18 protein-coding genes are annotated in these 24,246 nt (G+C 52.7%); 8 read left to right on the forward strand and 10 right to left on the reverse strand.

Annotation, left to right across the window (positions count from 1 at the left end):
- Positions 1 to 441 precede the first annotated feature (441 nt).
- From KOR42_RS14590 to KOR42_RS14605, 4 genes are all read left to right on the forward strand, one after another.
- Positions 442 to 2,814 carry a DUF1592 domain-containing protein gene (locus KOR42_RS14590; RefSeq protein ID WP_146510574.1) on the forward strand — a complete coding sequence of 791 codons (2,373 nt, stop codon included), beginning with the start codon at positions 442 to 444 and terminating at the stop codon, positions 2,812 to 2,814.
- A complete protein-coding gene (locus tag KOR42_RS14595) occupies positions 2,811 to 4,130 on the forward strand; it encodes a DUF1552 domain-containing protein (RefSeq protein ID WP_146510575.1) in 1,320 nt (439 codons plus the stop codon). The genes KOR42_RS14590 and KOR42_RS14595 overlap by 4 nt, the downstream gene beginning before the upstream one ends.
- A 437-nt stretch (positions 4,131 to 4,567) precedes the next feature.
- Positions 4,568 to 6,142: a cysteine--tRNA ligase gene (gene cysS, locus KOR42_RS14600; RefSeq protein ID WP_146510576.1), complete on the forward strand. Its 1,575-nt coding sequence runs from the start codon at positions 4,568 to 4,570 to the stop codon at positions 6,140 to 6,142.
- A gap of 189 nt (positions 6,143 to 6,331) precedes the next feature.
- Positions 6,332 to 7,402 carry a suppressor of fused domain protein gene (locus tag KOR42_RS14605; protein ID WP_146510577.1) on the forward strand — a complete coding sequence of 357 codons (1,071 nt, stop codon included), beginning with the start codon at positions 6,332 to 6,334 and terminating at the stop codon, positions 7,400 to 7,402.
- A gap of 57 nt (positions 7,403 to 7,459) precedes the next feature.
- On the opposite strand, the gene KOR42_RS14610 is transcribed toward KOR42_RS14605, so the two are convergent.
- Together KOR42_RS14610 and frr are read right to left on the reverse strand one after the other, a co-directional pair.
- Positions 7,460 to 8,626 (reverse strand): NAD(P)/FAD-dependent oxidoreductase, encoded by a 1,167-nt coding sequence (locus KOR42_RS14610; RefSeq protein ID WP_146510578.1) that lies wholly within the window; start codon positions 8,624 to 8,626, stop codon positions 7,460 to 7,462.
- 262 nt (positions 8,627 to 8,888) lie between these two features.
- The gene (gene frr / locus KOR42_RS14615) at positions 8,889 to 9,449 is read right to left on the reverse strand and encodes a ribosome recycling factor (RefSeq protein ID WP_146510579.1); all 561 of its coding nucleotides are present in this window, start codon (positions 9,447 to 9,449) and stop codon (positions 8,889 to 8,891) included.
- A gap of 486 nt (positions 9,450 to 9,935) precedes the next feature.
- On the opposite strand from frr, the gene KOR42_RS14620 reads away from it, so the two are divergent.
- Positions 9,936 to 11,426: a methyltransferase gene (locus KOR42_RS14620; RefSeq protein ID WP_146510580.1), complete on the forward strand. Its 1,491-nt coding sequence runs from the start codon at positions 9,936 to 9,938 to the stop codon at positions 11,424 to 11,426.
- A 73-nt stretch (positions 11,427 to 11,499) separates the two neighbouring features.
- Here KOR42_RS14620 and purM read toward each other — a convergent pair whose 3' ends face one another.
- Complete coding sequence (purM, locus tag KOR42_RS14625) at positions 11,500 to 12,534, reverse strand: phosphoribosylformylglycinamidine cyclo-ligase (RefSeq protein WP_146510581.1); 1,035 nt, start codon at positions 12,532 to 12,534, stop codon at positions 11,500 to 11,502.
- A gap of 103 nt (positions 12,535 to 12,637) precedes the next feature.
- Here purM and KOR42_RS14630 point away from each other — a divergent pair, with 103 nt between their 5' ends.
- Positions 12,638 to 13,615 carry a hypothetical protein gene (locus tag KOR42_RS14630; RefSeq protein WP_146510582.1) on the forward strand — a complete coding sequence of 326 codons (978 nt, stop codon included), beginning with the start codon at positions 12,638 to 12,640 and terminating at the stop codon, positions 13,613 to 13,615.
- A gap of 240 nt (positions 13,616 to 13,855) precedes the next feature.
- Here the strand turns inward: KOR42_RS14630 and KOR42_RS14635 are convergent, their stop codons facing one another.
- The 4 genes from KOR42_RS14635 to KOR42_RS14650 form a co-directional block, all read right to left on the reverse strand.
- Complete coding sequence (locus tag KOR42_RS14635; protein ID WP_146510583.1) at positions 13,856 to 14,899, reverse strand: SMP-30/gluconolactonase/LRE family protein; 1,044 nt, start codon at positions 14,897 to 14,899, stop codon at positions 13,856 to 13,858.
- Between the two features lie 45 nt (positions 14,900 to 14,944).
- Positions 14,945 to 15,646 carry a PTS sugar transporter subunit IIA gene (locus KOR42_RS14640; protein WP_146510584.1) on the reverse strand — a complete coding sequence of 234 codons (702 nt, stop codon included), beginning with the start codon at positions 15,644 to 15,646 and terminating at the stop codon, positions 14,945 to 14,947.
- An 81-nt stretch (positions 15,647 to 15,727) separates the two neighbouring features.
- Positions 15,728 to 16,516, reverse strand: coding sequence for a sugar phosphate isomerase/epimerase family protein (locus KOR42_RS14645; protein WP_197441199.1), 789 nt, complete (start codon positions 16,514 to 16,516; stop codon positions 15,728 to 15,730).
- 1,012 nt (positions 16,517 to 17,528) lie between these two features.
- A complete protein-coding gene (locus tag KOR42_RS14650) occupies positions 17,529 to 17,816 on the reverse strand; it encodes a hypothetical protein (RefSeq protein ID WP_146510586.1) in 288 nt (95 codons plus the stop codon).
- 136 nt (positions 17,817 to 17,952) lie between these two features.
- Between KOR42_RS14650 and bshB1 the strand changes: the two genes are divergently transcribed.
- Positions 17,953 to 18,660: a bacillithiol biosynthesis deacetylase BshB1 gene (gene bshB1 / locus KOR42_RS14655; protein ID WP_146510587.1), complete on the forward strand. Its 708-nt coding sequence runs from the start codon at positions 17,953 to 17,955 to the stop codon at positions 18,658 to 18,660.
- Between the two features lie 889 nt (positions 18,661 to 19,549).
- Here bshB1 and KOR42_RS14660 read toward each other — a convergent pair.
- From KOR42_RS14660 to KOR42_RS14670, 3 genes are all read right to left on the reverse strand, one after another.
- The gene (locus KOR42_RS14660) at positions 19,550 to 20,317 is read right to left on the reverse strand and encodes a heme-dependent oxidative N-demethylase subunit alpha family protein (protein WP_146510588.1); all 768 of its coding nucleotides are present in this window, start codon (positions 20,315 to 20,317) and stop codon (positions 19,550 to 19,552) included.
- A 14-nt stretch (positions 20,318 to 20,331) separates the two neighbouring features.
- Positions 20,332 to 22,002: an energy-dependent translational throttle protein EttA gene (gene ettA / locus KOR42_RS14665; RefSeq protein WP_146510589.1), complete on the reverse strand. Its 1,671-nt coding sequence runs from the start codon at positions 22,000 to 22,002 to the stop codon at positions 20,332 to 20,334.
- Positions 22,003 to 22,212: 210 nt separating this feature from the next.
- On the reverse strand, positions 22,213 to 23,673 hold the full coding sequence (locus KOR42_RS14670) for a Gfo/Idh/MocA family protein (RefSeq protein WP_146510590.1): 1,461 nt from the start codon (positions 23,671 to 23,673) through the stop codon (positions 22,213 to 22,215).
- A 196-nt stretch (positions 23,674 to 23,869) separates the two neighbouring features.
- Here KOR42_RS14670 and KOR42_RS14675 point away from each other — a divergent pair, with 196 nt between their 5' ends.
- Positions 23,870 to 24,235, forward strand: coding sequence for a hypothetical protein (locus tag KOR42_RS14675; RefSeq protein WP_146510591.1), 366 nt, complete (start codon positions 23,870 to 23,872; stop codon positions 24,233 to 24,235).
- The last annotated feature ends 11 nt before the right edge of the window (positions 24,236 to 24,246 follow it).

Genomic DNA, 24,246 nt, shown 5'->3' on the forward strand with positions numbered 1-24,246 from the left:
CAAAATGTTGCCGTCAATCCGTAAGGGCCAACGCACTATCTGTCGGAATTCAAGAAATCCGGCGAGCGTGAAGAAATCGCCAAGGTGGTCGTGTCGTTCGTTTTAGAACACCTGCATCAATTCAAACGTCATCGATTCACGCCTGACTCGTCATGCCGCCAACATGACTTGAGCACGTCAATCTGACATCCGATAAAATCGTTGAAGATTGATCAGCAACGACCTATAATTGACGAAGTTGATCGCCAGCGGTTTTGGTGAAATACGGAAAAGCTTTGTTCGCAGAAAACAGCTTTTCTGAGACACCCTCAGCAACACAGCTTCACCAACCCGGTGAATTGCGGTCATCCCCACCTTGCCTTATTCCTTCCTGGCCTTTTGAAATTCGATCGACAGCGGACAACTTCGACGAGCGTCCGAGAAATTCGGTCGGAGAACGTCATGCAGACACTTAAGAGAAAAACTTTCTGGAAAATTCTTCAGAGTGCCATCGCTCCCATCATTCTGATCGGGGGATCTGTGTCGGCTCCGTGCCTTTTGGCGTCCGATGATCTCTCCACTCCGCTTCCAACTGAGGATTTGGCCCAGCCGGCTGTTGAAGCCGCCAATGAACGTGGCAAATTTCTGTACGTCCATCAGTGTGCGTCATGCCATGGGACCAATGGAGAAGGTGTCGCCGACAAATATGATGAAACGCTCTACGGGAACCGATCTCTGGATGAGTTAATCAAGATCATCCATGAAACAATGCCGGAGGAAGATCCCGACTCTGTGGTCGATGAAGATGCCCGGGCAGTCGCTGAGTATCTGTACAATGCGTTTTACACCGCAGAAGCCCGAGCGAAAAATGCTCCGCCACGAATCGAACTCGTTCGACTCACCAATTCGCAGTATGCAAACACTGTCACCGACCTGTTTCGTACGTTCCTCGGGCACACTCCCATTGACGACTCCCGTGGACTTGTGGGCAGGTACTACAAGTCACGGAGTCCGCGTGACAAAGATAAAGTCCTAACGAGAACAGATCCTCAAGTCTCCTTTCAATTCGGCGAAGGAAGTCCGGCCGAAGGGATTGAAAACGAAGAGTTTGCGATGCGCTGGGAAGGATCTGTGATCGCAGAAGAGACCGGTGTTTACGAATTCTGCGTCAAGACTGAGAACGGAATGCGGCTGTGGATCAATGGCCGGGACAATGCTTTGATCGACGCTTATGTCGCCTCGGGCGGAGAAGTGGCCGAGCACCGTCAAACCATCCACCTTCTCGGAGGGCGAGCCTATTCGCTCGATTTGGAATGCTTCAAATACAAAGACAAGACAGCGTCCGTCGAACTTCGCTGGACTCCACCCGGAGGAGTTGAAGAGGTCATCCCCGAACGAAATCTGACTCCCGTGCGAGCACGCGAATCGTTTGTCGTCACGACTCAATTTCCGCCGGATGACGGAAGCTTCGGCTACGAACGGGGAACATCGTTCTCCAAGTCATGGGATTCCGCAACCACTGAAGCAGCCATTGAAGTCGCCGACTACGTCGTGCGGGACCTCAACCGATTGGCTGGAACCCGATCGTCTGACGAAAACAGAAACGAAAAGATCACGAAGTTTCTGAATCGCTTTGTTGAGTTGGCTTTTCGTCGTCCTCTGACTCCGGAATTGGTTCAACGGTACATCACCAGTCAAATTGACCAGTCCGATGACATCGAAACTGCTGTCAAACGAACCGTCTTACTGACACTCAAATCCCCGCGATTTTTGTACCTTGAGATTCCAGATGAGCAGACCGACGACTATGACGTCGCGTCTCGGCTTTCTTACGGTCTTTGGGACTCTATGCCTGATGAAACGCTGTTGAAAGCAGCTTCTCAAGGCAAATTGCGTTCGCGTGAACAGATTCGCAAACAAGCTGAGCGAATGATCGCCGACGAACGGGCGCGTGAGAAAATGCGAGGATTCTTCCATTTCCTTCTTCCGTTTGACGAGGCAGATCATCTTTCGAAAGACCTCGACACTTACCCAGGATTCACTGACGATCTCATCGCTGATCTGAAGACCTCTCTCGAGATGTTTATCGCCGATGTCGTCTGGAGCGAGAAGTCCGATTTTCGTGAGTTACTGCTTTCGAACGAGATGTACTTCACTCCCAGAATGGCTCAGTTCTACGAAGTAGAACTCGATCCGGAAGGTGGAGAATACCAACGAATCGCATTCGAACCGGAACAGCGCGCCGGAGTGGTGACACACCCGTTTCTCCTCGCTGCGCTCGCTTACCACCAGTCCAGTTCTCCGATTCACCGAGGCGTGTTTGTGACCCGGAGAATTCTCAGCCGATCGCTGAAGCCGCCCCCCATGGCGATTGAATTCATGGACGGAAGCTTCGATCCATCGCTGACAATGCGGGAAAAAGTGACCGAGTTGACGAAATCAAAAACATGTATGACATGCCACAGCACGATCAATCCTCTTGGCTTCAGCCTCGAGCATTTTGACGCGGTCGGTCGCTTCCGAACCACCGACAAAGACCGTCCAGTCGATGCCACAAGCGACTTTGTTGACGCCGACGGGACGAAGGTTCACCTCACCGGTGCGCGTGACGTCGCGGAATACGCCGTCGAAGATCCGCTTGCCCAGGAAGGCTTTGTCGAACAATTGTTCAATCACTCGATCAAGCAACCTGTTCGTGCTTACGGTGCTGACTCGCTCGATCAACTTGTCACTGACTTCCAGAACAATCAGTACAATATTCAACAACTCCTCATTGAGATCAACACTCTTGCTGCCGCACACGGTGTTGATGATGTTGAAAGGGAAAAACCATGATGAACTTCCAGACACGTCGCGAATTTCTTCGTCGCACAGGAGTCTCCGCAGCGATGCTGCCATTCGTCTGGAATCTCCCCAGCCTGGCGGGAGAAACCGGATCGAAGCGGAAGCAGCGCCTCATCGTTGTTTTCACACCGAACGGGACAGTTGTCGACAACTTCTGGCCGAAGACCTATGACGAGAACTTCGAAACCACTCCCATTCTGAAGCCTTTGGAAGAGTATCGGGATCAAATGCTCGTTCTGAAAGGCGTCTGCAACAAAGTCCGCGGAGATGGCGACAGCCACATGCGCGGAATGAGTTGCGTGTTGCCCGGGAAAGAGCTGTTCCCCGGAAATATTCAGGGGGGATCCGATACTCCTGCCGGGTGGGCGAGTGGAATTTCCATCGATCAGGAAATCAAAAACTACTTGCAATCGAACCCGGAAACGGCAACTCGTTTCGGGTCGCTTGAATTCGGAGTCTGTGTCTCGGACCGCGCGGACCCATGGACAAGAATGTGCTACGCCGGCCCAAATCAACCGGTTGCTCCCATCGATGATCCTCAGCAGATGTTCAACAAGCTCTATGGAAGCATGCGTGACCGAGAAACGCTTCAGAGCATTCTTGATGATCTGACCAGCGATCTGAAAGTCGTTCGCGAGATGGTGAGTGCGGAAGACCGACAACGGCTCGAAGAGCACACAGACCTCGTCCGCGACATGGAGCGTGATCTCAAATCGGCCGCAGAGCAGAAACTCGCCGTTGACCCTCCTGCCCTCGAGGAAGGAGTTCCGAATGACAACGATCACATGCCTGAGATCACCAAAATGCAGACGGAACTGCTCGTCAGTGCCTTTGCCAATGACTCAGCCCGTCTCGCGCACTTCCAGTTCACAAAGTCCGTGGGCAACGCCAAAATGAAGTGGCTGGGAATTGAAGAGGGGCACCACTCTCTCTCCCACGACCCGGATCTGAACGCGGAATCTCAGGAGAAACTCACCAAAATCAACGTCTGGTTTGCAGAACAGATTCACTACCTCCTCAAACGACTCGAAGAAACACCCGAGCCAGGAGGAGAAGGATCACTGCTTGACAACACGATGGTTGTCTGGACAAACGAACTCGGAAAAGGAAATTCTCACACTCTGAAGAATATCCCCTGGGTACTGATCGGAAATGCACCGGGATTCCGTATGGGGCGCGCCGTCCGACTGGACGACGTCCCGCACAACCGGTTGCTCTTGTCCTTCGCTCACTCCTTCGGACATCAAATCGAGACCTTCGGAAACCCATCTCTCGCAGCAGATGGCCCACTCGATTTGCAGTCGTGACAACCTGAAATCTGATACTGCTCCCATCCGTTGTGAAGACTTCGGATGGGAGACAGTTGATGTGAACGCGTTAATGTGAGTTCGGCCATGAGTCCGAACCGAACGCGACAACACGTCCAGCCGATGTCCTCTCGCAGCGACACGGTTCTGTGATCTCATCTCGAGGATGACATCAAACTTCGAATTGCCTGAACGTGCAAACTCGTCAGGGCCTCAAGGGAACTTTTCTTGCGTTTTTCTCAGCAACCCCAGCTTCCCGGGCTGACTCTTCCAACTCCATCTTGGACAGCGCGCCCTTGTTCGCTAATGTATGTTTTCAGGTGAGGGAGAGACGATTCTTCTCTCCCGAGAGCATTGGTCGGACCAGAGATGAAGATGCTCAAGAAACCGGAACAGCAGGGAACCGTCTGTAGACGACAGGCACGGAAGGTCAATTGATGTCACTACGAGTTTACAACACGCTGACTCGCGAAAAAGAGCCGTTCAAAACGATCGAACCTGGTAAAGTCACGATGTACCTGTGTGGACCAACGGTCTACAAGCCAGCCCACATCGGACATATGGTTGGCCCGGTCATCTTCGACACCGTCAAACGCTATCTCACCTACAGCGGATACGATGTCACCTTCGTCATCAATATCACCGACGTTGATGACAAGTTGATCAACAAAGCCAAAGAACTCGGGGTCGAAGTCAAAGCCCTGGCCGAGCAGATGACCGAAGACTACTTCGACAATCTGAATCTCATGGGCGTCAATACGATTGACCATTTTCCGTATGCGACCGACTACATTAACGACATGCAGGAGATGATTCAGAAACTCATCGACCGCGGTCATGCGTATCCGCTCAACGGAGATGTCTATTTCGATGTGACCGCAGATGCGGACTATGGAAAACTCAGCGGGCGCAGCGTTGACGCGATGATGGCGGGCACGCGCGTCGAAGCGAACGACGCCAAGAAGAATCCGGCGGACTTTGCTCTCTGGAAGGGCTCCAAAGAAGGCGAGCCAGCCTGGGACAGCCCTTGGGGACCAGGACGCCCCGGATGGCACATCGAGTGTTCGGTGATGAGCTGCAAACTGCTCGGACCTTCCATTGATATCCACGGTGGCGGACTCGACTTGATGTTCCCTCACCACGAGAACGAACTCGCCCAATCAGAATCGGCGTCGGGAGAAACATTCGTCCGATACTGGATGCACAACGGACTGATGCAATCGGGCAAGAACACCGGGAAAGTCGGGGGAGGTCATGATCGGCATGGTGACTCCCCTGCCCCGGACTCCACCGCCCCAGACTCCACGGACGCACAAATCGCGAACAAGTTGGCCGGTTCGGCGGGTGCGGAATCTGTCAAAACTGCCGTCTTCGCCCACCATCACCCGGAAGTCGTTCGGTTCTTCCTGCTCTCGACTCATTATCGAAGCCCCATCGACTTCTCACTTGAAAACATCGCCAAGACAGAGAAAAGCCTGGACGGGTTTTACCGCCTGTTTGACTCGTTCGAGCGAATCACCGGGGTTGATCCATACACTCTGAACATCCCAAATGTTCGAGAAGAGACCGTTTCACTCAGTTCTCTCGACGATGAGTTGGCGGCGAACTTCGCAGACCTCCGCAACCGCTTCCTGGAGTCGATGGACGACGACTTCAACACGGGGGGAGCCGTCGGCATTCTGTTTGATATGCGTCGCGCCATCAACGGATTCATTCAACAACAGAAGCTCGAAGAGAGTTGCTCTCCGGAACAGTCCGAGCAACTCACCGCGATGGTCACACTTCTTCGGGAACTGGCCCAGCTTGTCGGGGTCTTTCAACGTCCTGTCGAAAAGTCGTCCGGCGCCGATGACGAATTCGTCAACGGGCTCATGGATCTTGTGCTCGACATCCGCCAACAAGCGAGAACGGATAAAAACTGGACAGTCGCGGACAAGATTCGTGACGCCCTGAAAGAGTTGAACGTCGAAGTCGAAGATGGCAAAGAAGGCGTCCGCTGGAGTCGTGGCTGACAACGCCATGACCAGATTGACATTCAATTCAACGAACTTCCGCTTGAACAAGGAGCGACAATTTCCATGTTGAAACTTGACGCCATCGCGACAACAGCGAATTCTTGAAGAAGGACGCGCCTGTTCGACGTCACCCATTCCATGGAATGACGAACTCAGGCATTCTGCACTAACAATCAGGAGTGACCAATGTCCGATGACTCCTCTGAGGAATTTGAAGATGGTGATCCCATCGGATGGTCCGCAATCGATGATTCAGTCAAAGCGATCTACGGGGATCTCGAACCGATGCACTGGGGAACGGTAATCCCCTACTCGCTCGGGGGGCCCGATCCCTTGACCGGTGTGAGTGCATATCCGAGTCGTTCTCAACAGCCTCATTTTCACTATGTGACGTATGGGTTCTCTGATCTTTACGAGAAAGAAGGAGACGATCCCGAGTGGAGCGGTTACGGCTTTGAATTGTCGTTCCGTCTCGCTTCGCACACACATGCGGAGGCCCCCATTTGGGTCGTGAGTTTGCTTCAAAACCTCGCTCGCTATGTCTTCGATACTGGTCGAGGGTTCGGCGTGGGACACACGATGCCATTGAACAGCCCCATTTGTCGCGAGTCAGAGACGGCAATTCGATCCATCACTTTCGTTCGCGATCCCGAGCTGGGATTGATCGACACGCCCAACGGTCAGGTTGAGTTTCTGCAGGTTGTCGGTTTGACGGACGATGAACTCGACGCAACGCAGTCCTGGAATGCGGAACACTTTACGGAGTTAATGACCCGGCAAAAGAATCCGCTGCTGCTCACTGACCTCAAGCGATCCTCTTACCTGGAAGATCCTGAGTTCGCGGATCAAGTTGAGGAACGGACACGGACCGAAGGTGCCTCTGCTGGAATCATGACAGCGGATCAATTTCGCGTCATCGGGCATCCCTCCGCCGGCACCTTTGCCCTGACGATTGGTGCGTTGCTGGCTCCCGGATTGGGACAAAGGCTGCGGGGACGAATTCCGTTTCAACGGAACTTTTCGGTCTTCGGCGAGGCGGGCGAATTGCGATTTGTTCCCGCCGATCATTTCTCGATCGAAGTTGAAGAAGGATTAACGTCCGTCCGGCTTAAACCGTCTCAAGCAGAGTCCTTGGTTTCTGCCCTGACTGCCAAAGCTGGGACGTTTACTTTTCCCGACATGAGCGGTCTCACGCTCATCATCGAGCCGACTGAAATCACCGACGCCGACGGCAACATTACAGACGTGATCGGCTAAACGATTTCACAGTTCAGGATGACTGAAGCGTGGCGAGTTCGTTCTCCCCGGATTGAGCTACTTCGTCCACGGAGGCGCGCTTGTTTCAATCGCTTCGATGTCGAGGTCCTCGATGATCTGTTCGCGTGCCCGCTCCGCGAGACCTGCCCAAAGCGACGAACGACCGGGAAACACGCTCCACAGATTCTCAAACCCTTTTCCTTCCCGACTGTGATTGATCACCGTCGGCATCGGGGCGATTCCCGGTTCAATCTGATCAACACTCAACATTTCCAGCGTCGTCCCTGCCCATTCGCAAGGTTCCTTCCAGCTATGGCGATCGAACCCGCGGAAGTATTTGGAAATCTTATTCCAAAGTTTTTCGCTGAACTCCGGGTCAACATCACGATCTAACGGTTCGTAAGTGATCCGTGCTGGAAGCGATCCGAAGATCGAGGTCGCCTGGTGAGGAATGTGATTGAACCCTTCATCATCAACAACGCAAAACGGCACTTCACACAAACTGGGCTGAAGTGCCATCAGTTGATGTTTCTGAATGACGGGTGTGTAAGATTCTCCTTCGCCCAACGTCTGAGAAAACAGTTCTGAGGCAAAATCGCTTAAGAATGCTCCGATCGCCAAAACAACACGGCTCGCCAGAATCTGCTCTTTCCCAGCAACCACAACTCCATTCACCGTCGTCCCTTCTCGAATGAGCGAAGTGACGAGCGCCTGCGTTCGAATCTCAGCCCCGCAATTTCGAGCAGTTGTGGCCAGTGCTTCAAGAAGGAGATCGGACCGAAAACTGCGGTCCGGAAGAAGAAAAGCAGAGGCGATCCGCTCTGAGTGCAAATTCGGGATGGCGTTCGAAACCTCCGTGATCGAGACGTCTTCGAACGGAATTCCAACTTCTTCCCAGCGGCGAGTCCATTGCGTGACATCGGACTCCGGATTCGAAAACAGGTAATACATCCCCTGTTGATTCGGTTCGAAGCAGTTCGGAGCGAATTCAAGAGTTCGTTGCAATGACTCATAGCAGAGTCGTGCGAGATTCGGCTGTTGCCTGGCAAACCATGCCCCGCTGTGAAACCACCCCTGATTGCGAGTCGTCGCCTCTGCCCCGAGTGTAGTGGACTCCAACACCGTTACCGACAATCCGGCCTGGGCGAGACGACAGGCAACAGCCATCCCCGCAACCCCGCCTCCGACGATCACCACTCTTTGCACATCGTTCGTTGACACCATCGATCTGCTCCCGGAAATTGATTTTCATCTTCCATCATTTCAAAGAATGCCGATCAGTCAACGTGCGGTGCGAAAATACCCAACTCAAAGAATGTAATCTCAAGCGGATGCACGATTCCCAACCAAACAGAACCCCTTCCTGAATGCTGGTCTCAATTCTTAGACAAAACGGAATTCCAGAAATAAAACAGTCCCAATCCGCAACTTGCGGACCGGGACTGCGAAAGCACTTTGAACTTCAGTCGAGGAGAAGATCGACGAACTATTCGTTCATGACTTCTTCTTCTTTGTGTTTCGCCTGATCGTTGACCACGCCTTCGAATTTCTTCGTCAACTCCTGAATCTCGTCCTTGGCTGACTTCATTTGATCTTCTGAGATGGTCTTGTCTTTCTCAGCTTGCTCGACATGCTTGTTCGCATCACGTCGAATGTTTCTGATCGAAACGCGAGCATCTTCCGCAAATTTCCCGACACGTTGGACGAGTTCTCTGCGGCGTTCTGTCGACAGCGCTGGGACATTGATTCGAATCAGCCGTCCGTCAGAATTCGGGGCCATCCCCGCGTCGCTGGACTGAATCGCTTTGACAATCTCGGTCAGGATGGACTGATCGAAGGGACGAATCACTAACTGTTGCGGTTCCGGGACGCTGATATTCGCCAGTTGCTTCAGCGGTGTCGGAGAACCGTGGTAATTGACACGAACTGAATCGACCAGGCCGGGAGTTGCTCGCCCTGTTCGCAATCCTTGCAGCGCGTCTTTGAAAACGTCGACCGCTTTTTGCATACGATCTTCTGCGTCAATAAGAACTTCATCGGGTTCCATACACGTCACCATCATCTTTCTGTGTCGGATCTGCAGAGCACGCGGTGGGAAAGACCGCAAATTCTCCTCGAAGACTTCCTTCAGTCACTATCCCGGAGGAGTCTGATCACCGATCATGAAAACGTTTTACAGATTGTTCACTTAAGAACGATATCGGACGAGACGAAAATTGAGAAGAGAGGTCATCGAGATTCACCTGCGAGTGCCAGTTCTCACGGTTGATTCGGATCCTGAGCAAGGGTTTCCGCAAGCGGAACTTTCCAAAGTCCCCGTTTTGCGGCAGTGGCCGAGTTCCACCTGCTCGGGACATCCGCGGGATCTCCAATTTGCCGAGAACTCGACTTCGCTCGGATCTGAACTTCGCGCTGATCTGAACTTCACTCGGAGAAACGAGTTCAGACGAGTGCAAACAAACCATGAAAATGGTCTAGACTTCATCGACGGGAATTGGTGGGCAAATTTCGAAAGAGACGAAAAGAGACCGTGATGCTGCGAATCACATTTGACGACAACGGAACAAGCCACAACGATTTGACTGTTCAAGTCGGAAATTCCATCAACGTCGGGGATTCCTATTACCTTACGCTCTCAAGGGTCGACTCCGGACAATCGGAAGAACTTTCGATTCCCCAAAAGCTCTCGAGTCTGTTCGACCGATGGCTGCGCCGGGTCGATGAGGGGCACAAAGAGTTTTATCTGCTCCTCGATATCTCCGATGAATCCACAACCTGGCTGAAGTGTTCGCAAGAAGAGAACGCCCTGTTTGCGATTCCGGGATGGTCCACGCTGGAAGGACATTCTGTTGATGTCATTCGCGAAGGTTTCCGAACCGTGCCTCCGCCCGACTTTCAGGAATTCGAATCACCGAACGAGATCATCGGTTCGATCGACGAACTTAAAGACGACCTCTTGCGTTCGCAGGCCCAACTGGCAGCCTTGAAACAACCCGAACATGACCCAACAATTCTTTTCGAACATTTCCGGGGAACGTATTCAACCCAGCTGCTCACCGTCGCTGTCGCCCACTTGAACGTCTTCGATCACTTCAATGGAATTCGACCAACGCGCGGGTTCCTGCAATCTCAACTACAACTTCAGGACCGTCCCTTTCATGTCCTTCTCACCGGGCTCAAAGCACTGGGATTGCTGACGGAAGATTCATTGGGGCAGCTCGACATGACTGCCACTGCCCGAGAGCATTTTCAACATCAAGACTCAACCGGGATCGCTGACTATATTGGCTTGGCAGCGGAAACATCTGAAGTTTTGGGATTACTCGAACGGATGAAAACCAATCGCCCTGCGGGACTGGCGACGGATGAAAACGGAGTCGCCTTTATTTATCGCGACGGAATCCATTCGGCCATGGAAGAATCTGAACTGGCGAGGTATTTCACGATGTCGCTGGCTGGTCGGGCCAGAAATGTCGCTCCGGTTCTGGCAGATCAATTTCGGCTGGACGATGCCAAGCTGCTTTTGGACGTTGGCGGAGGATCCGGGATTTATTCGATTTGCTATCTCGCGCGAAATCACAACTTACGAGCGATTGTACTCGACCGTCCTGAAGTGCTCCCGGTGGCTGTCGAGTGTGCCCGACACTACGGCGTTGAAGACAGGCTCGAAGTTCGTTCCGCCGATATGTTCAAAGACCCGTTGCCGACCGCTGATGTCATTCTTCTCTCGAATGTCCTTCACGACTGGGATGTCCCGGAATGCACGCGACTGGTGAACCGTTGTGCGCAAGCTCTTCCGGCCGATGGCAGGCTCCTGATTCACGATGTCTTCCTGAATGACGATCTCTCCGGACCATTGCCCATCGCGTTGTATTCGACAGCTCTGTTCTCAATGACTGAAGGGCGCGCTTACAGCGTGCAGGAGTACACTCAATGGATGTCAGCTGCCGATCTGACGGTCACAGGTCCAACGCCGACACTGATCCACTGCGGAGTTCTCTGCGGACAGAAAACGATGAACTGACCATCCCTCCGGAGCACTCGACAAACCGAAACGAGAGTGACGGTTGCAAGCGCACTGAAGCCATGAAATGAGATCAGGTTCCCTGACAGGCACTGACCTGACCGATGACTTTTGCCTCATCGCCGCCGTCTTTGAGCGTCTTGAGAACCGCATCGACGGAATCGGGCCGCACGAGAACAGTGAGGCCAATCCCCATATTGAAGACGCGAAACATCTCTTCCGTGTCGACGTCTCCCAGCTTCTGCAGCCAGTCAAAAACTGGAGGAACAGTCCAGGCCGACCGATCCAGCTTCAATTCCAAACCATCCGGAAGAATGCGGGAGACGTTCTCGTCGAGTCCCCCTCCGGTAATGTGTGCAATCCCAGTCACCTCCGATTTGAGTTCCTGATCGGCCAGCAGTCCCGAAACGAGCTTCGAATAAATTCGAGTCGGTTTGAGAAGGGCATCTCCAACCGTCCCTCCGAGTCCTGCGACTTGTGAGTCGATCGACAATCCTGCGTGATCGAAGACGACTTTGCGGACCAGACTATACCCGTTTGAGTGAAATCCGTTGCTCGGGACTCCAATGAGCACATCACCGTCTTGAATTTTGGTCCCATCAATAATTTCGTCGCGCTCAACGACAGCGACGCAGAACCCCGCCATGTCGAATTCACCGGGAGAATAAAGATCCGGCATAATGGCCGTTTCTCCCCCCAAGAGGGCTGCCCCTGCCTCGACGCAACCGTCAGAGACTCCTTGAACGAGGCTCGCAACCAGATCAGGATCGTCTTTGGGAAGTGCGAGATAATCAAGAAAGAAGAGTGGTTCAGCGCCCAGACACAAGCAGTCATTGACGCACATCGCCACCAAATCGGTTCCGACTGTGTCGTATTTCCCCGCGAGAATGGCAACCTTCAGTTTGGTCCCGACGCCATCTGATCCGGAAACCAGAACGGGGTCACGATAGCTGTGTCCATCCCCGAATAAGCGGAACAATCCGGCAAATCCCCCACTCAATGGCATGACACGGGCCGATTGTGTCCTTTGCAGCAAAGAGGGAATCCGCCCCATTGCCTCAGCATATGAATCGAGATCGACTCCAGAATCCTTGTAAGAAATCGCCATAAATTGTCGTCCGAATGAGGTTCGCCGCCGTTGTCATTGTCAAGTTAAGATGGATTCGCACAAAGAACAACTGTAGGCTTCTTTTGACTTGGAAGGCAGTCCGATGGATTCCGCGATTCGACAATCCGAATTCCAACTTCAAAGACATGCACAGGTACAAATGAACAGCGCTCAACAAACAGAACTCGATCGCAGATTCGCTCCGGTGATGTTCTTCGTGACTCTGGCATTCCTCGCGATCGCCGGAGTGGGAATGCATGTCTTACAGGACTCAGAGAGCCGATTCACACATGCCGCCCATGTGTGTGGCTGGACCTTGTTTGGTCTTTGGATCGTTTACATCTCCGAAGCCATCCTTCACATGCGGGATCGAGGGCAATTTCGTCGTTCCGATCTCTTCATTTGCCTGTTTCCGCCTTTGCGACTGGGCGCCAGAGACCATATTGATGGCACAACGGTCTGGCTGCCATGGATGGGATGGAAAACGGCAAGCGACGAACTCGCCGCCGATATTGAATTGCGTCTCAGCTACACGATGATCGCCATCGCACTGCTCATTCTTCCATTGCTCGGCTTCGAGTTTTACTTCGAGGCAAAGATCAAAGAAGTCCGTTCGCTTGGAATGGCCGTTCAGATTGCCCAGGCGTTTATCTGGTTTGCGTTTGCCGCCGAGTTCATATTGACGATCAGCCTCGTCTCCAAGAAGTTGAAGTTCGTCAAGGAACACTTGCTCGATCTGGCGATTATCTGCCTTCCAATGATCGCGTTCATGCGTGCGTTTCGATTGACTGGTGCAGCCAGACTCAGCCGCTTAAGTAAATCGGCGCGTGTCTTCCGACTCCGCGGACTCGCTATGCGAGCATGGCGTGCGATTTTGATTCTGCAGATCGTTGATCGAATTCTCCACCGAGATCAGGAAAAACGCCTGCGAATGCTCGAAGAACAAATCGCTGAGAAACAAAAAGAGATTCAGGAACTGCAAGACGAAGCACGCCTCGTTCGTGAATCGATCGAAGCCCAGAAGCTGGAAAACTCAGACCTTGATCAACAGGACGCTCCCATCAACGCGCGTGTTGATTGACAGCCAGAGACTCTCTTTGACTTGGCTGACGAAATCGCCCAAGCGACTGCACCTCCCGACAGGTCTTCGGGAAGATGCAGTCCTCAAGCAATCTCAATGAGAGTCGTCGCGGCTGCTTTTCACGGTTTCGCTCAAGCAAATAGAACAAGAGCGATCCAAAGGGGGAGCTAGAATCTGTGCTTTGAACAGTGCATCAAATAGAAATTCTGCATCAAACGCAGAGTCAGCACCGCGAAGGTATTAGTAGTTCATGCCAGCCGTCTTCGTCTGAATCCGGCAGACATACATATCGGCGGTCAGAAACAGCACGGAACCGTTGAGGCCACCGAATGTGCAGTTTGCAGTCCGCTCGCCTGTGCTGATGCGGCCAAGCAGGTCGCCACTCTTCGAGAAGACGTACACTCCACCGGGACCGGTTGCGAAAATGTTTCCGTCTTTGTCCACAGCCATACCATCAGGCAGTCCGGGCCATCCATCTTTCGCATGGGCGGTTGCATCGTAAAGAACTTTGCCCTTGCCGATCGTACCGTCTGAATTGACAGGGAACGACTTCCACAACGCAGCTTCTGGATCGGATTGAGCGACGTACAGCGTTTTCTCATCCGGCGAGAAAGCGATCCCGTTGGGACGAGTCATTTCCTTTGTGAGAAGTGTTAGCTCACCATCTTTCGACAGTCGGTACACGCCACAGAAATCGAGTTCGCGCCGTGAATCCTCATACCGTTTCGGAAGTCCATAGGGAGGATCAGTGAAGTACAGATCACCGTTTGAATGGTAAACAAGGTCATTTGGGCTATTGAGACGTTTCCCCTGATAGTTGTCAACAAGGGTTCTCTTTCCACCATTTTCGGTCACTACAGAAATTCTGCGATCGCCATGCTCACACATCGTCAGTCGACCAGAAGCATCGAGCATCAGGCCATTCGAACCGGGCTCTGCACCATAATCAACGACGCCGGTGTATCCGGACGGTTTCATAAACAGTGACGCCCCCCGCCCTTCTTCCCATTGAAAGATTGAGTTGTTGGGGATGTCAGAAAAGAGAAGAACTCCTTTTCCGTTCTCTTTCGGAACCCAGACCGGACCTTCTGTCCATTCGTATCCGCCCGTCAGAACTTCGATCTTTGCATCTTCGGCAATGAGCGAATGAAACTTGGGATCGGAAACGACAAGCTCACCCAGTGTCGGAAAGTTCAGAGTGTCCTGAGCATTGAGAGGAGTGGCCGTCAGTCCGGAATAGACAACAGAGAGCACGACGCAGAGCGCTGAAACCAACTTCTTCATTTGAGTTCCTGATCAAGAAAGACAATTGTTCAAGAACGCATCAAATTATCCGAATTGGCTTTCTGCCGAAAGGATGACAGAGTAAGCAGCTTCAGAATCTTCTGCAGCTCGGAGTTCCGGAAGAAAATCAGGCAGTTGGACCATTCGTGCGAGTCGTGCAATCACCTGCAGATGGCTGCGCGTATCCTGACAAAGAACCAGAAAGAAGCAGTCCGAAAGCGAGTTGTTGCTGGCACCAAACGGAATCCCGGACGACGTCCGACCAAATGCAACGAGCGGAGCCCCTACAGCATCGGCAAGTGGATTACGCGGGTGGGGAATCGCAACTCCATTGTCGAACGCGGTTGAATGGAGTTTTTCACGTTCCTGAACAGCTTTGAGAATCGTGGCGGGCTCCCAAACTTGCCACGTTCGTCCAGCCACTTCAATCATGCACTCCAGGACCGATCGCTTCGTACGTGCTTCCAATGGAACCTGAACAAGTTCCGGCTTGAGAAGCGAGGTCACCGGGACATCAGCCACAATTTCCGGAGACGCTTGAGCCACTTCGAGAGCTGCGAGCTGGCTGTCGGAATACTCCCTCATTTCCTGCTCAAGCCATTGCGTGATCTCGGCAGCGTGGAACTGCCAGTCCTGACCACGCTTGTGAGCGGGGATTCGTCCGCGTGATGCAAGTCGTTCAATTTCGCGACGATCGCGCCCGAGCTGTCGGGCAAGTTCATCGATTGAATACCATTCGTGAGCCATAGGTTCGGAGAGTCATCAGACAGGAGAGCGGGCAGGAGTCATTCAAACCACACTCGACTTCCAATGCAGCCTCTCGTGCGCCTAAGGCATGCATCGCAAATGTGCAGTTCGACAACGGTCAATTAAATCGTGATGATCGAGTTTCCACAAGTCTTGTGACCAAACTTCTGTCTGATACCAACCATCGTACCCATGAGCTTCCAGTGATGCGACAAGTGCTCGAATCGGAAGAACTCCTTCACCGGGGAGGCATTGATCGTTCTCGTTCTTTGGAGAACACCGTCGATCTGCAAGCTGAACGATGACAATCCGATCGATGATGTCACGGACTCGTTCGATGACTTTGTCTTCTTCCCCGAGGTGATAGGTTCCAAGAGCAAGCCCCACCGAAGGATGATCAATCCGATCCAGCATTTCCAAAGCATCATCAAGTGACTGCAGAAATGTCCAGTTCTGGGCGTAAATTGCATGCATTGGCTGCAATGCAAGCTTAACGTTGTAGATCGCTGCCAGCTCTGCCAGTTCCCGCATAGACTGAGTCACCAGACGGCACGCGTGGGAATCGATGTGTCGATTCTGTGCTCCAGTAATCACAGTCACTGACTCTGCCCGCAGCTGGGCAGCGACACGAATCGCTCGCCGAGCTTCCAGAATTGTTTCACGAAGACCGTATCCATGCTGACCGGTGAACCCGCCGACCCAACTCAGATTCGAAACTGCCAGCCCTGAACGCTGAATCTTTCGAATCCCCTGCTGCACCCCGGATTCACAAAGCTTTCGCCAACTGACCCCAATCGCCGGAATTGACTTCTCGCGATACGCTTCAAGATCTTCATCCAACGTCCAGCGAACCGTGACGAGCTGATTCAATGCCAATCGGTGGAGAAACGAATCGGAACGAAGAACATCAGCCGACGCGTCCGGCCAGACAGGCGCTTCGAGCGAGTTCGATGTCTTGAATTTTGCATTAGAAATGCTCGGAGCGAACTGGTCACGAAAGGACAGAAATTGTTGAAACACGTTCGGTAGCCTCAGAGGGAAAATCAAGTGATCGGTTGCAAGTCGTGCCCGACTTCGACGCATCTCAGAATCGAATTTCGATGCGCGCAGAAAAATCAAACTCCTGCATTCACGGTGACGTTTGGCCCGTCGACAATGACTGTCGATGAGAGAACACGAGGATGTGTTTCGCTAGTGCAAGACCAACGCTTGAGGAACCAACATCCCGTCTGACTCCCCTCCTTCGTTTTGAATTTCATTCATCTGGCTCCAAGCACTACACCATCTTCTACTCCACTTACGTGTTGATCGCAACACTGCACAGCAGCAGAATCGCATGACCGATGGCACAACTCTGAGGGATGCTTTCCCTGCTTCGAAGAGAGATTGGCCCCGGGCGCCGAGTTTCGTCTTCCCACTCAAGAGCATCTGAGCGAGAGAAGATCGACAGCCAGAAGCTGCGCAATCATTCCTCCTCGGCGAACGCAATTTCAAAGTGCATCGCGTTTGTTCAGACGGAACAGACTCCATCTGATTTTCGTACGCAACTTCAGACATGCAGCAGACCCCGAATTGAGTAGTGAATGGTTCACTGATTCCGTGGAGTATGCCTCTGGTACCAAATAATTGCTACGACAGATTGCCTCATTTCTAAAGGAATCTGGCAACTGCATATTTTGTCTCATTCACGCTTGACGAGCAGTCACTTGCCGTTCCAAACATCAACCATCAGTCCGCTGATTGACTGCTTCGGAATGCGCATTCGCACGAAGGAACTTCTGCCGAGAAAGACTCGTCGTCGGAGACACAATCTCCCCATCGGGAGAAATGAAATCGCCCTTCGAATGATTTCGATTACTAGGAGAGTTGACGACGCGAGCCGTCAGTCTCCGACACCAAGATTGCGTTCAATGTCGCGGGCTTTTGATGAGACGAAGAAGTCTCGGATGTTGAGTGGGTCTTGGATCGGCTCAGGCTGATGCTCAGCCCGGGCAATCGTTCCCGCATCCTGAACCCACGGATCGACGGATTGCTCTGCGGGATTTTCACGTCCACCATCCTCGCCTCGAAAGCCGACCATCCGATTGACTTTCTGGGCAAACATCGACGATTGGCATCCAACGGACATGATCACCGCCAGACTGAGCCAAACGGCATTCGAACGAAACATATCAGGGGCCTCCGTGGTCAACATTGGGGCAATTTGACCAGCAATTGAGGATGGCGAGTTGGAAGGGAGTGGTTGAGAGGTTAGAAAGTGCAAGAACGTATAGCCTTTTCCTTTTGAAGACGTAAAGACCAGAACGATGGACCAACTTGCTGAATCACTCGATGTTCTCGTCGTTGCTCCTCACCCTGATGACGCAGAAATCAGTGTCGGTGGAACCATCCTCAAAACGCTCTCGCAAGGAAAACGCGTAGGAGTCGTCGAATTAACCAACGGAGAGCCGACTCCACGCGGCTCCGTCGAACGTCGACAGCAAGAGACTGACCGCTCGACCGAAGTGCTCGGATTGACTCAGCGTTTTCAGCTAAATCTGCCGAACAGATCGCTCACCAACGACCTGGACGGCCGCCGAAAACTCGCTGGCATCTTCCGAAAAACACGCCCGAAGGTCATTTTGGCGCCGTATTGGGAAGATGCGCACCCGGATCACGTGGCTGCGAGCGCGCTTGCGGATGCAGCAAGATTCTGGGCCAAATTAAGTCGCAGCGACCTTCCCGGCGATCCGTTTCATCCTCCGAAAATCTTCTATTACTGGAGCATCCACCTCCGGATTCACCCCAAACCCGCGTTTGTGGTCGATATCTCGGACCACATCGATCAGAAAATCGAATCAGTGCGATGCTACGAGAGTCAGGTAATCGAAGGTCGAAGCACTGAGTTCCCCACGCTTTTGGACGACATCCGCGACCGTGCGCGATATTGGGGATGGACGATCGAACGAGCTTTCGGTGAACCATTTGCTTCTCGCGAAGAGATCCGCATGGATGACATCACAACTCTCGTCTAGAGTTTTGCCATCTATCGCTGTCAGCGTCTTGCGAACGCTCTTTCAGTGAACGCACTCCATACTCGTTCGGAAAACGTGCGTGAACCCAGCAGTCAAACACGACTTCCCAACAAAGTCGATTCGATCGTCCAAAGGTTTCTCTGGCTGTGCACTCGTCTGGAGTGTTTATCCAAGCAAGCATGAGTCGCTATCGGATCGTGACCTCTTCATCGAGCCGTTAACTCCGCGAGTTTCTGAAAGACGAAACGAGTCCGACAGTGATGACACTCCAATTCTGTTCCGCAATGTCGGGCCTGTAGTAAAATCGCGTCGATGAGTCGATTTCCGCAGAGTCCCTTCTGAATCTGGACTTGGACTCCACACTGGGGACAAAAGACGGGCAACTGACGATCAACGGGCGAAATCGGTTTCGCACGCGTGCTCACTTCTTGCACCGAGTGAGATGCATCGCCAGTTCGCGAACCCAGAGCTGATGACGTCTCAGCTGATGACGTCCCAGTTGTGGAATGTGATACTGCGGAAGGTGATTGAGTTTCCCCGTGTTCAAATCCACGATGCCCTTGAGACTGGTGGTTGCCTGAAGGGTGTTGTTCATATGTTTTCATAGTCCGAAACCTGCAGCATGTCCTGCGCTGCTTTTCGCAATCTCTCATGAGAGAACATCGCCTCGTGCGATGAGAACCCCTCACGCGAGCGCACAAAAAGGAACGGTGTGCTCGAGCAATCGATTGAAATTCCAAACGCGATGGAATTCCGACATGCAGAAGTTTCGGAACAGGTGTGACAGCAAGGTGTCACACTAGATTTCGGTAGCGTGTAGAAATCTTCGAGTTCTGCGAAATTGCACTGGTCGCCTGGATCACTCGAAATTCACGGACGCTCCATCCGCCTAAGACGGAAGACTTGCCAGCCACTCAATTACCCGGGGAGCCGATTGAGAGAGCCCTTTGTACTCAAGATGTTCCGGAGACATTGATCGAAGAGCAGCTACGAGCGGACCTCGCTCAATTTGATCGAACGGAATCAATGATTGATGGAGCCCGAACAGTGCTCCGCCAAAATCCGGAAAGCCCACCGTTACTTGTCGTTCGACTTTGACAAAGATCACTGGCGATGACGAGTCGAAATCGCAACGCTTCCTGTCGGGATGAAAGTTCAATTCATCCTCGAAGACAACACTCCACACGAACCGTTCAAACGGACCGTGATGGACCATGGTCTCAACGAGTCGCCGACTCCCGGAAAGGTCCATTCCGGGGATCGGCTCGTGGATCTCTGCAAGCGGCCGACCGATCTTCTCTTCCGGCCGCCAGCCGCTCGGGAAACAGACGTGACCAAACGACATCCAGTCACGCTCCGCATCAAGCGAGTGAATGACGATGTCTTCTTCGATCTCGGTTACGAGTTGTTCCAGCGGACCAATTCGGCCCTTCAGGCGAGGATGATGCTCGATGAGAAAGCTCGTCACTGCATCCCGGAGTTTTGGCGAGAGTTGCTCTTCGACACAATAGGTCTGATGCTCCATCGCCAGTTGCTTTTCACGTCGGTAGCGATCTCCACTTCCCTCAGAAGCGAGGAAGACTTCATCGAGTGAAATCTTTCTCAACTTCGGAAGCAAGCTGTAGCCATCTCGATAGGGATGAAATCGCGACTGCACTGATTCAGCAAAAACTACTTGAGGGGACGATACTTGATGCGATGCGGATTTTGAGCTGCATCGCCGAGTCGTTCACGCCTCTGAACTTCGTACATCTTATAGTTTCCTTCGAACCAGACGACCTGACTGTCGCCTTCAAACGCAAGGATGTGCGTTGCGATTCGATCAAGAAACCAACGATCGTGAGATGTGACAACGGCACAGCCTCCGAAATCTGAGAGTCCTTCTTCAAGGGCGCGAAGGGTTTCCACGTCGAGATCGTTTGTCGGTTCATCGAGCAGAATCAGGTTGCCGCCAGATCGGAGAAGCTTGGCCAGATGGACTCGATTTCGTTCCCCACCTGAGAGATCTCCGACAAACTTCTGCTGCTCACTTCCCTTGAAGTTGAAGCGACCGCAGTAGGCTCTGGCGTGAATTTTTGTTCGTCCAACTTCGAGTTGATCGAGCCCACCAGAGATTTCTTCGTAGACGGTTTTCTTGGGATCCAGCGCGTCTCGGGACTGATCGACATACGACAGGTCAACAGTATCGCCGACGACAAGTTCTCCATCGGTCGGCTCTTCCTGTCCCACAATCATTTTGAAGAGCGTCGTCTTTCCGGCTCCGTTCGGACCGATCACCCCCACAATTCCACCGGGAGGCAAATTGAAATCAAGATTCTCGAACAGCAATCGATCGCCGAATGCTTTGGACAATCCTTTTGCCCGCACGACCAGATCCCCCAACGGCTTGGAGACGGGAATCTGAATTTGAGCAGCTTCGTCTCTTTCGTCGAACCCTTGTGAAGCGAGTTCGCTGTACCGCTGCAAACGCGCTTTGTTTTTGGTGGCTCGGGCCTTTGGTGACAGTCGAACCCACTCGAGTTCCTGACGAAGCATTCTCTGGCGGCGGGCTTCTTTCTTCTGTTCGACTCCGAGCCGGGCTTCCTTCTGTTCGAGCCAGGCGGTGTAGTTGCCTTCGTACGGATAGCCGCGTCCCCGATCGAGTTCCAGAATCCAGCCAGCGACGTTATCGAGGAAGTATCGATCGTGAGTCACCGCAACGACGGTGCCTTTGAAGTCGTGAAGATATCGTTCCAGCCACGCAACTGACTCGGCATCGAGATGGTTGGTCGGTTCGTCCAACAGGAGCATGTCCGGGTTTTGAAGCAGGAGTCGACACAAGGCCACTCGTCGTTTTTCTCCCCCCGACAGGTTCTCGATTCGGGAATCTCCCGGAGGCAGTCGCAGCGCGTCGGCTGCCATCTCGACGATCCGATCGAGTTCCCACAAGTTCCCGGCGTCGATCTGATCCTGAAGCGTCCCCTGCTCTTCGAGGAGCGCATTCATTTCTTCATCGGTTGTGACTTCCGCAAACTTTTCATTCACGGCGTTGTAACGATCGATCACCGCTTGGGATTCTGCAACTGCTTCCGCGACGGCTTCGTCAACGGTTTGATCGGGATTCAATTGTGGCTCTTGCTGGAAGTAGCCGATTTTGATGCCCTTCTGCGGACGAACTTCGCCCATGTAGTCTTTGTCGACTCCAGCCATGATCCGCAACAACGTACTTTTTCCCGACCCGTTGTCGCCCAGGACTCCGATCTTTGCTCCGGGATAGAATGAGAGCCAGATGTTTTCGAGAACTGCGGTCTCATCATAAATCCGCGTGAGTCCTTCGATGGACATGATGTACTGTTGTGACATTTCAATTCGTCCGACGTAATTCGCTAAGTTTTGACAGTTGGTTTTGTTTCAGCGTTCGCAATCGCCCGGATGCGGTCTCACGCGAGTTGGGTGTTATCCAGTTTTGAATAACACTTCAAGTGACTCGCGGAGCTTCAGTGTAACAATGAAAAAACGGTCGAAAACCATTCGGAATCCGACCGTTTCTCACTGCGTCTTATCAATCGTTGCTTACGCGTCCGCGTCGGGAACAACGTAACCTTCTCGGTAAGGCCGAGTCAGCAGAGCGTTGGCACTCTCGTTCCCCGGGAAGGTTTCTGAATCAGGATCCATCGTGAGCCACGGACCGACCGACAGTTTCGGATCACTGAGCTCAACGCCGTTGGCAGCCAGATGTTTTTCCATTCGCTCCCAGGAGTCGCTCCACAGTGGATCGCCTGCAACCTCTTTGCCGATCTCTTCGGACGTTTTGGTTGATCCGAGTTGATGGCTGATCGCCCCGGTGTGACACAACGCACTGGAGAGGTGACCTTCGAGGATGTCGGCGTTCAGATCATTTCGATCGCCGGAGCGGACAGCATCGAGGAAGTTCTGGAAGTGATCCCCGCCGCCCGACCATGCCTGGAGCGAGTTTCCATCGTTGTCGAAAGCTTCCGCTTTGGTGTACGAAGGAATGACCACGTATCCGTTTTCGCACTGAACGATCACACCAATTCGTGATCCTCGGTACTCGTCCATTCCGTTCTTCCAATCGAGGTCCTTCTTAGGAAGGCCACGTGTTTCGAAGATCAACGGAGCTGCTTCGAAATCGTGATAGACGATTTGCGTGTTCGGAGTATCTCCGGCGTCGTCATAGCCAACGCGGCCTCCGATGCTCATCACGCGAGGAGAGAGTTTGTCCTCTCCGAGGAACCAGCGAGCGATGTCCATCTGGTGAATCCCCTGATTCCCCATATCGCCGTTGCCGGTGTTGAAATCCCAGTGCCAGTCATAATGAAGGCGAGGTCGGTATAGATCGACCATTTCCGCAGGACCGCACCACATGTCGTAGTCGATGGAGTCAGGAATTTGCAGCGGCTGATCGAGTTTGCCGATGCTCTTTCGCGGCTTGTAGCAGGTCCCGATCGCATACTGAATCGGTCCAAGTTTCCCGCTGCGAACGTATTCGACAGCACTCTTCAAGCTGGGACTCGAACGAGACTGTGTTCCACATTGACAGATTTTATTGAGTTCACGCGACCACTTGACCGCTTGGCGGCCTTCCCACACGTTGTGAGAAACAGGTTTTTCGACATAAACATGCTTACCAGCCTGCATCGCAAGAATCGAAACCAGCGCATGCCAGTGGTTCGGAGTCGCGGTGCTGATGGCATCGACGTTCGGATCATCCAGAACCTTGCGGAAGTCCTGAAGGAATTGCGGTGCGCGGCCCTGTTTCTCTTCAACCCCTTTGATTTTTCTTCCGGCGTTGGTGTCGACATCACAAATGTAGAGAACTTCCGAATCTGCTCCTCCGGAAAACGCTCCCAAATGCGAACTGCCTCGTCCCCCGGCCCCGATCACTGCGACGCCGATTTTTTCGTTCGGACTGGAACTGCGTGGCTGCTGGTAGGCCTCCAGCGACTGGGTCGTGGCCACAGCTGCGCTCGCGGCAGCTGCCGATTTCAAGAAATAACGCCTTGTCAAAGACATAGAGATTTCCTTCTGGGATAGGTTTTGCGGAAGATCAACTCGACAGGAGTAATTCGATTGTCATGAATTCCAATAATGAGCTTAGCGGGATTAGATCAACCGTTGCAAATGAATCACATTTTTTGACATGTCGAGATTCGTAACGTAGGCTCCAGAAGTCTTATTTTTCGTATCTTCTTTCCGCAGTGAGACCGTCATGGCCCGCAACGCCAACAATTCGACGCTCATCAGTTCCACATCAATTCTGATCATGAGTGGATTCATGATTGGACTGACTGTCGGAAAATACTCAGGCGACGAACTGTCGCCGTTCCTCCTTGCGGGAGGTCTGTCTGGATTCCTCGCATTCCTGGCGCTCGACCTGACCGCAGCGAGACGATCACAGAAAGAAAAAGAAGACAACGTCGCCTCGATCGAAAGACGACTGGAACGCCACACGCACTCGCTCTCGAGCGTCGGATTTACGCTCACACCAATTTCCAATGCTGAAATTGACGAGATGATTGACTGCCAGTCGCCACTTCATGCCGACTCCGAAGACAACATGACAATTCCTGTCTGAATGACGATTCC

Origin of the sequence: Thalassoglobus neptunius (assembly GCF_007859735.1) — a bacterium.
Classification (GTDB): Bacteria; Planctomycetota; Planctomycetia; order Planctomycetales; family Planctomycetaceae; genus Thalassoglobus; species Thalassoglobus neptunius.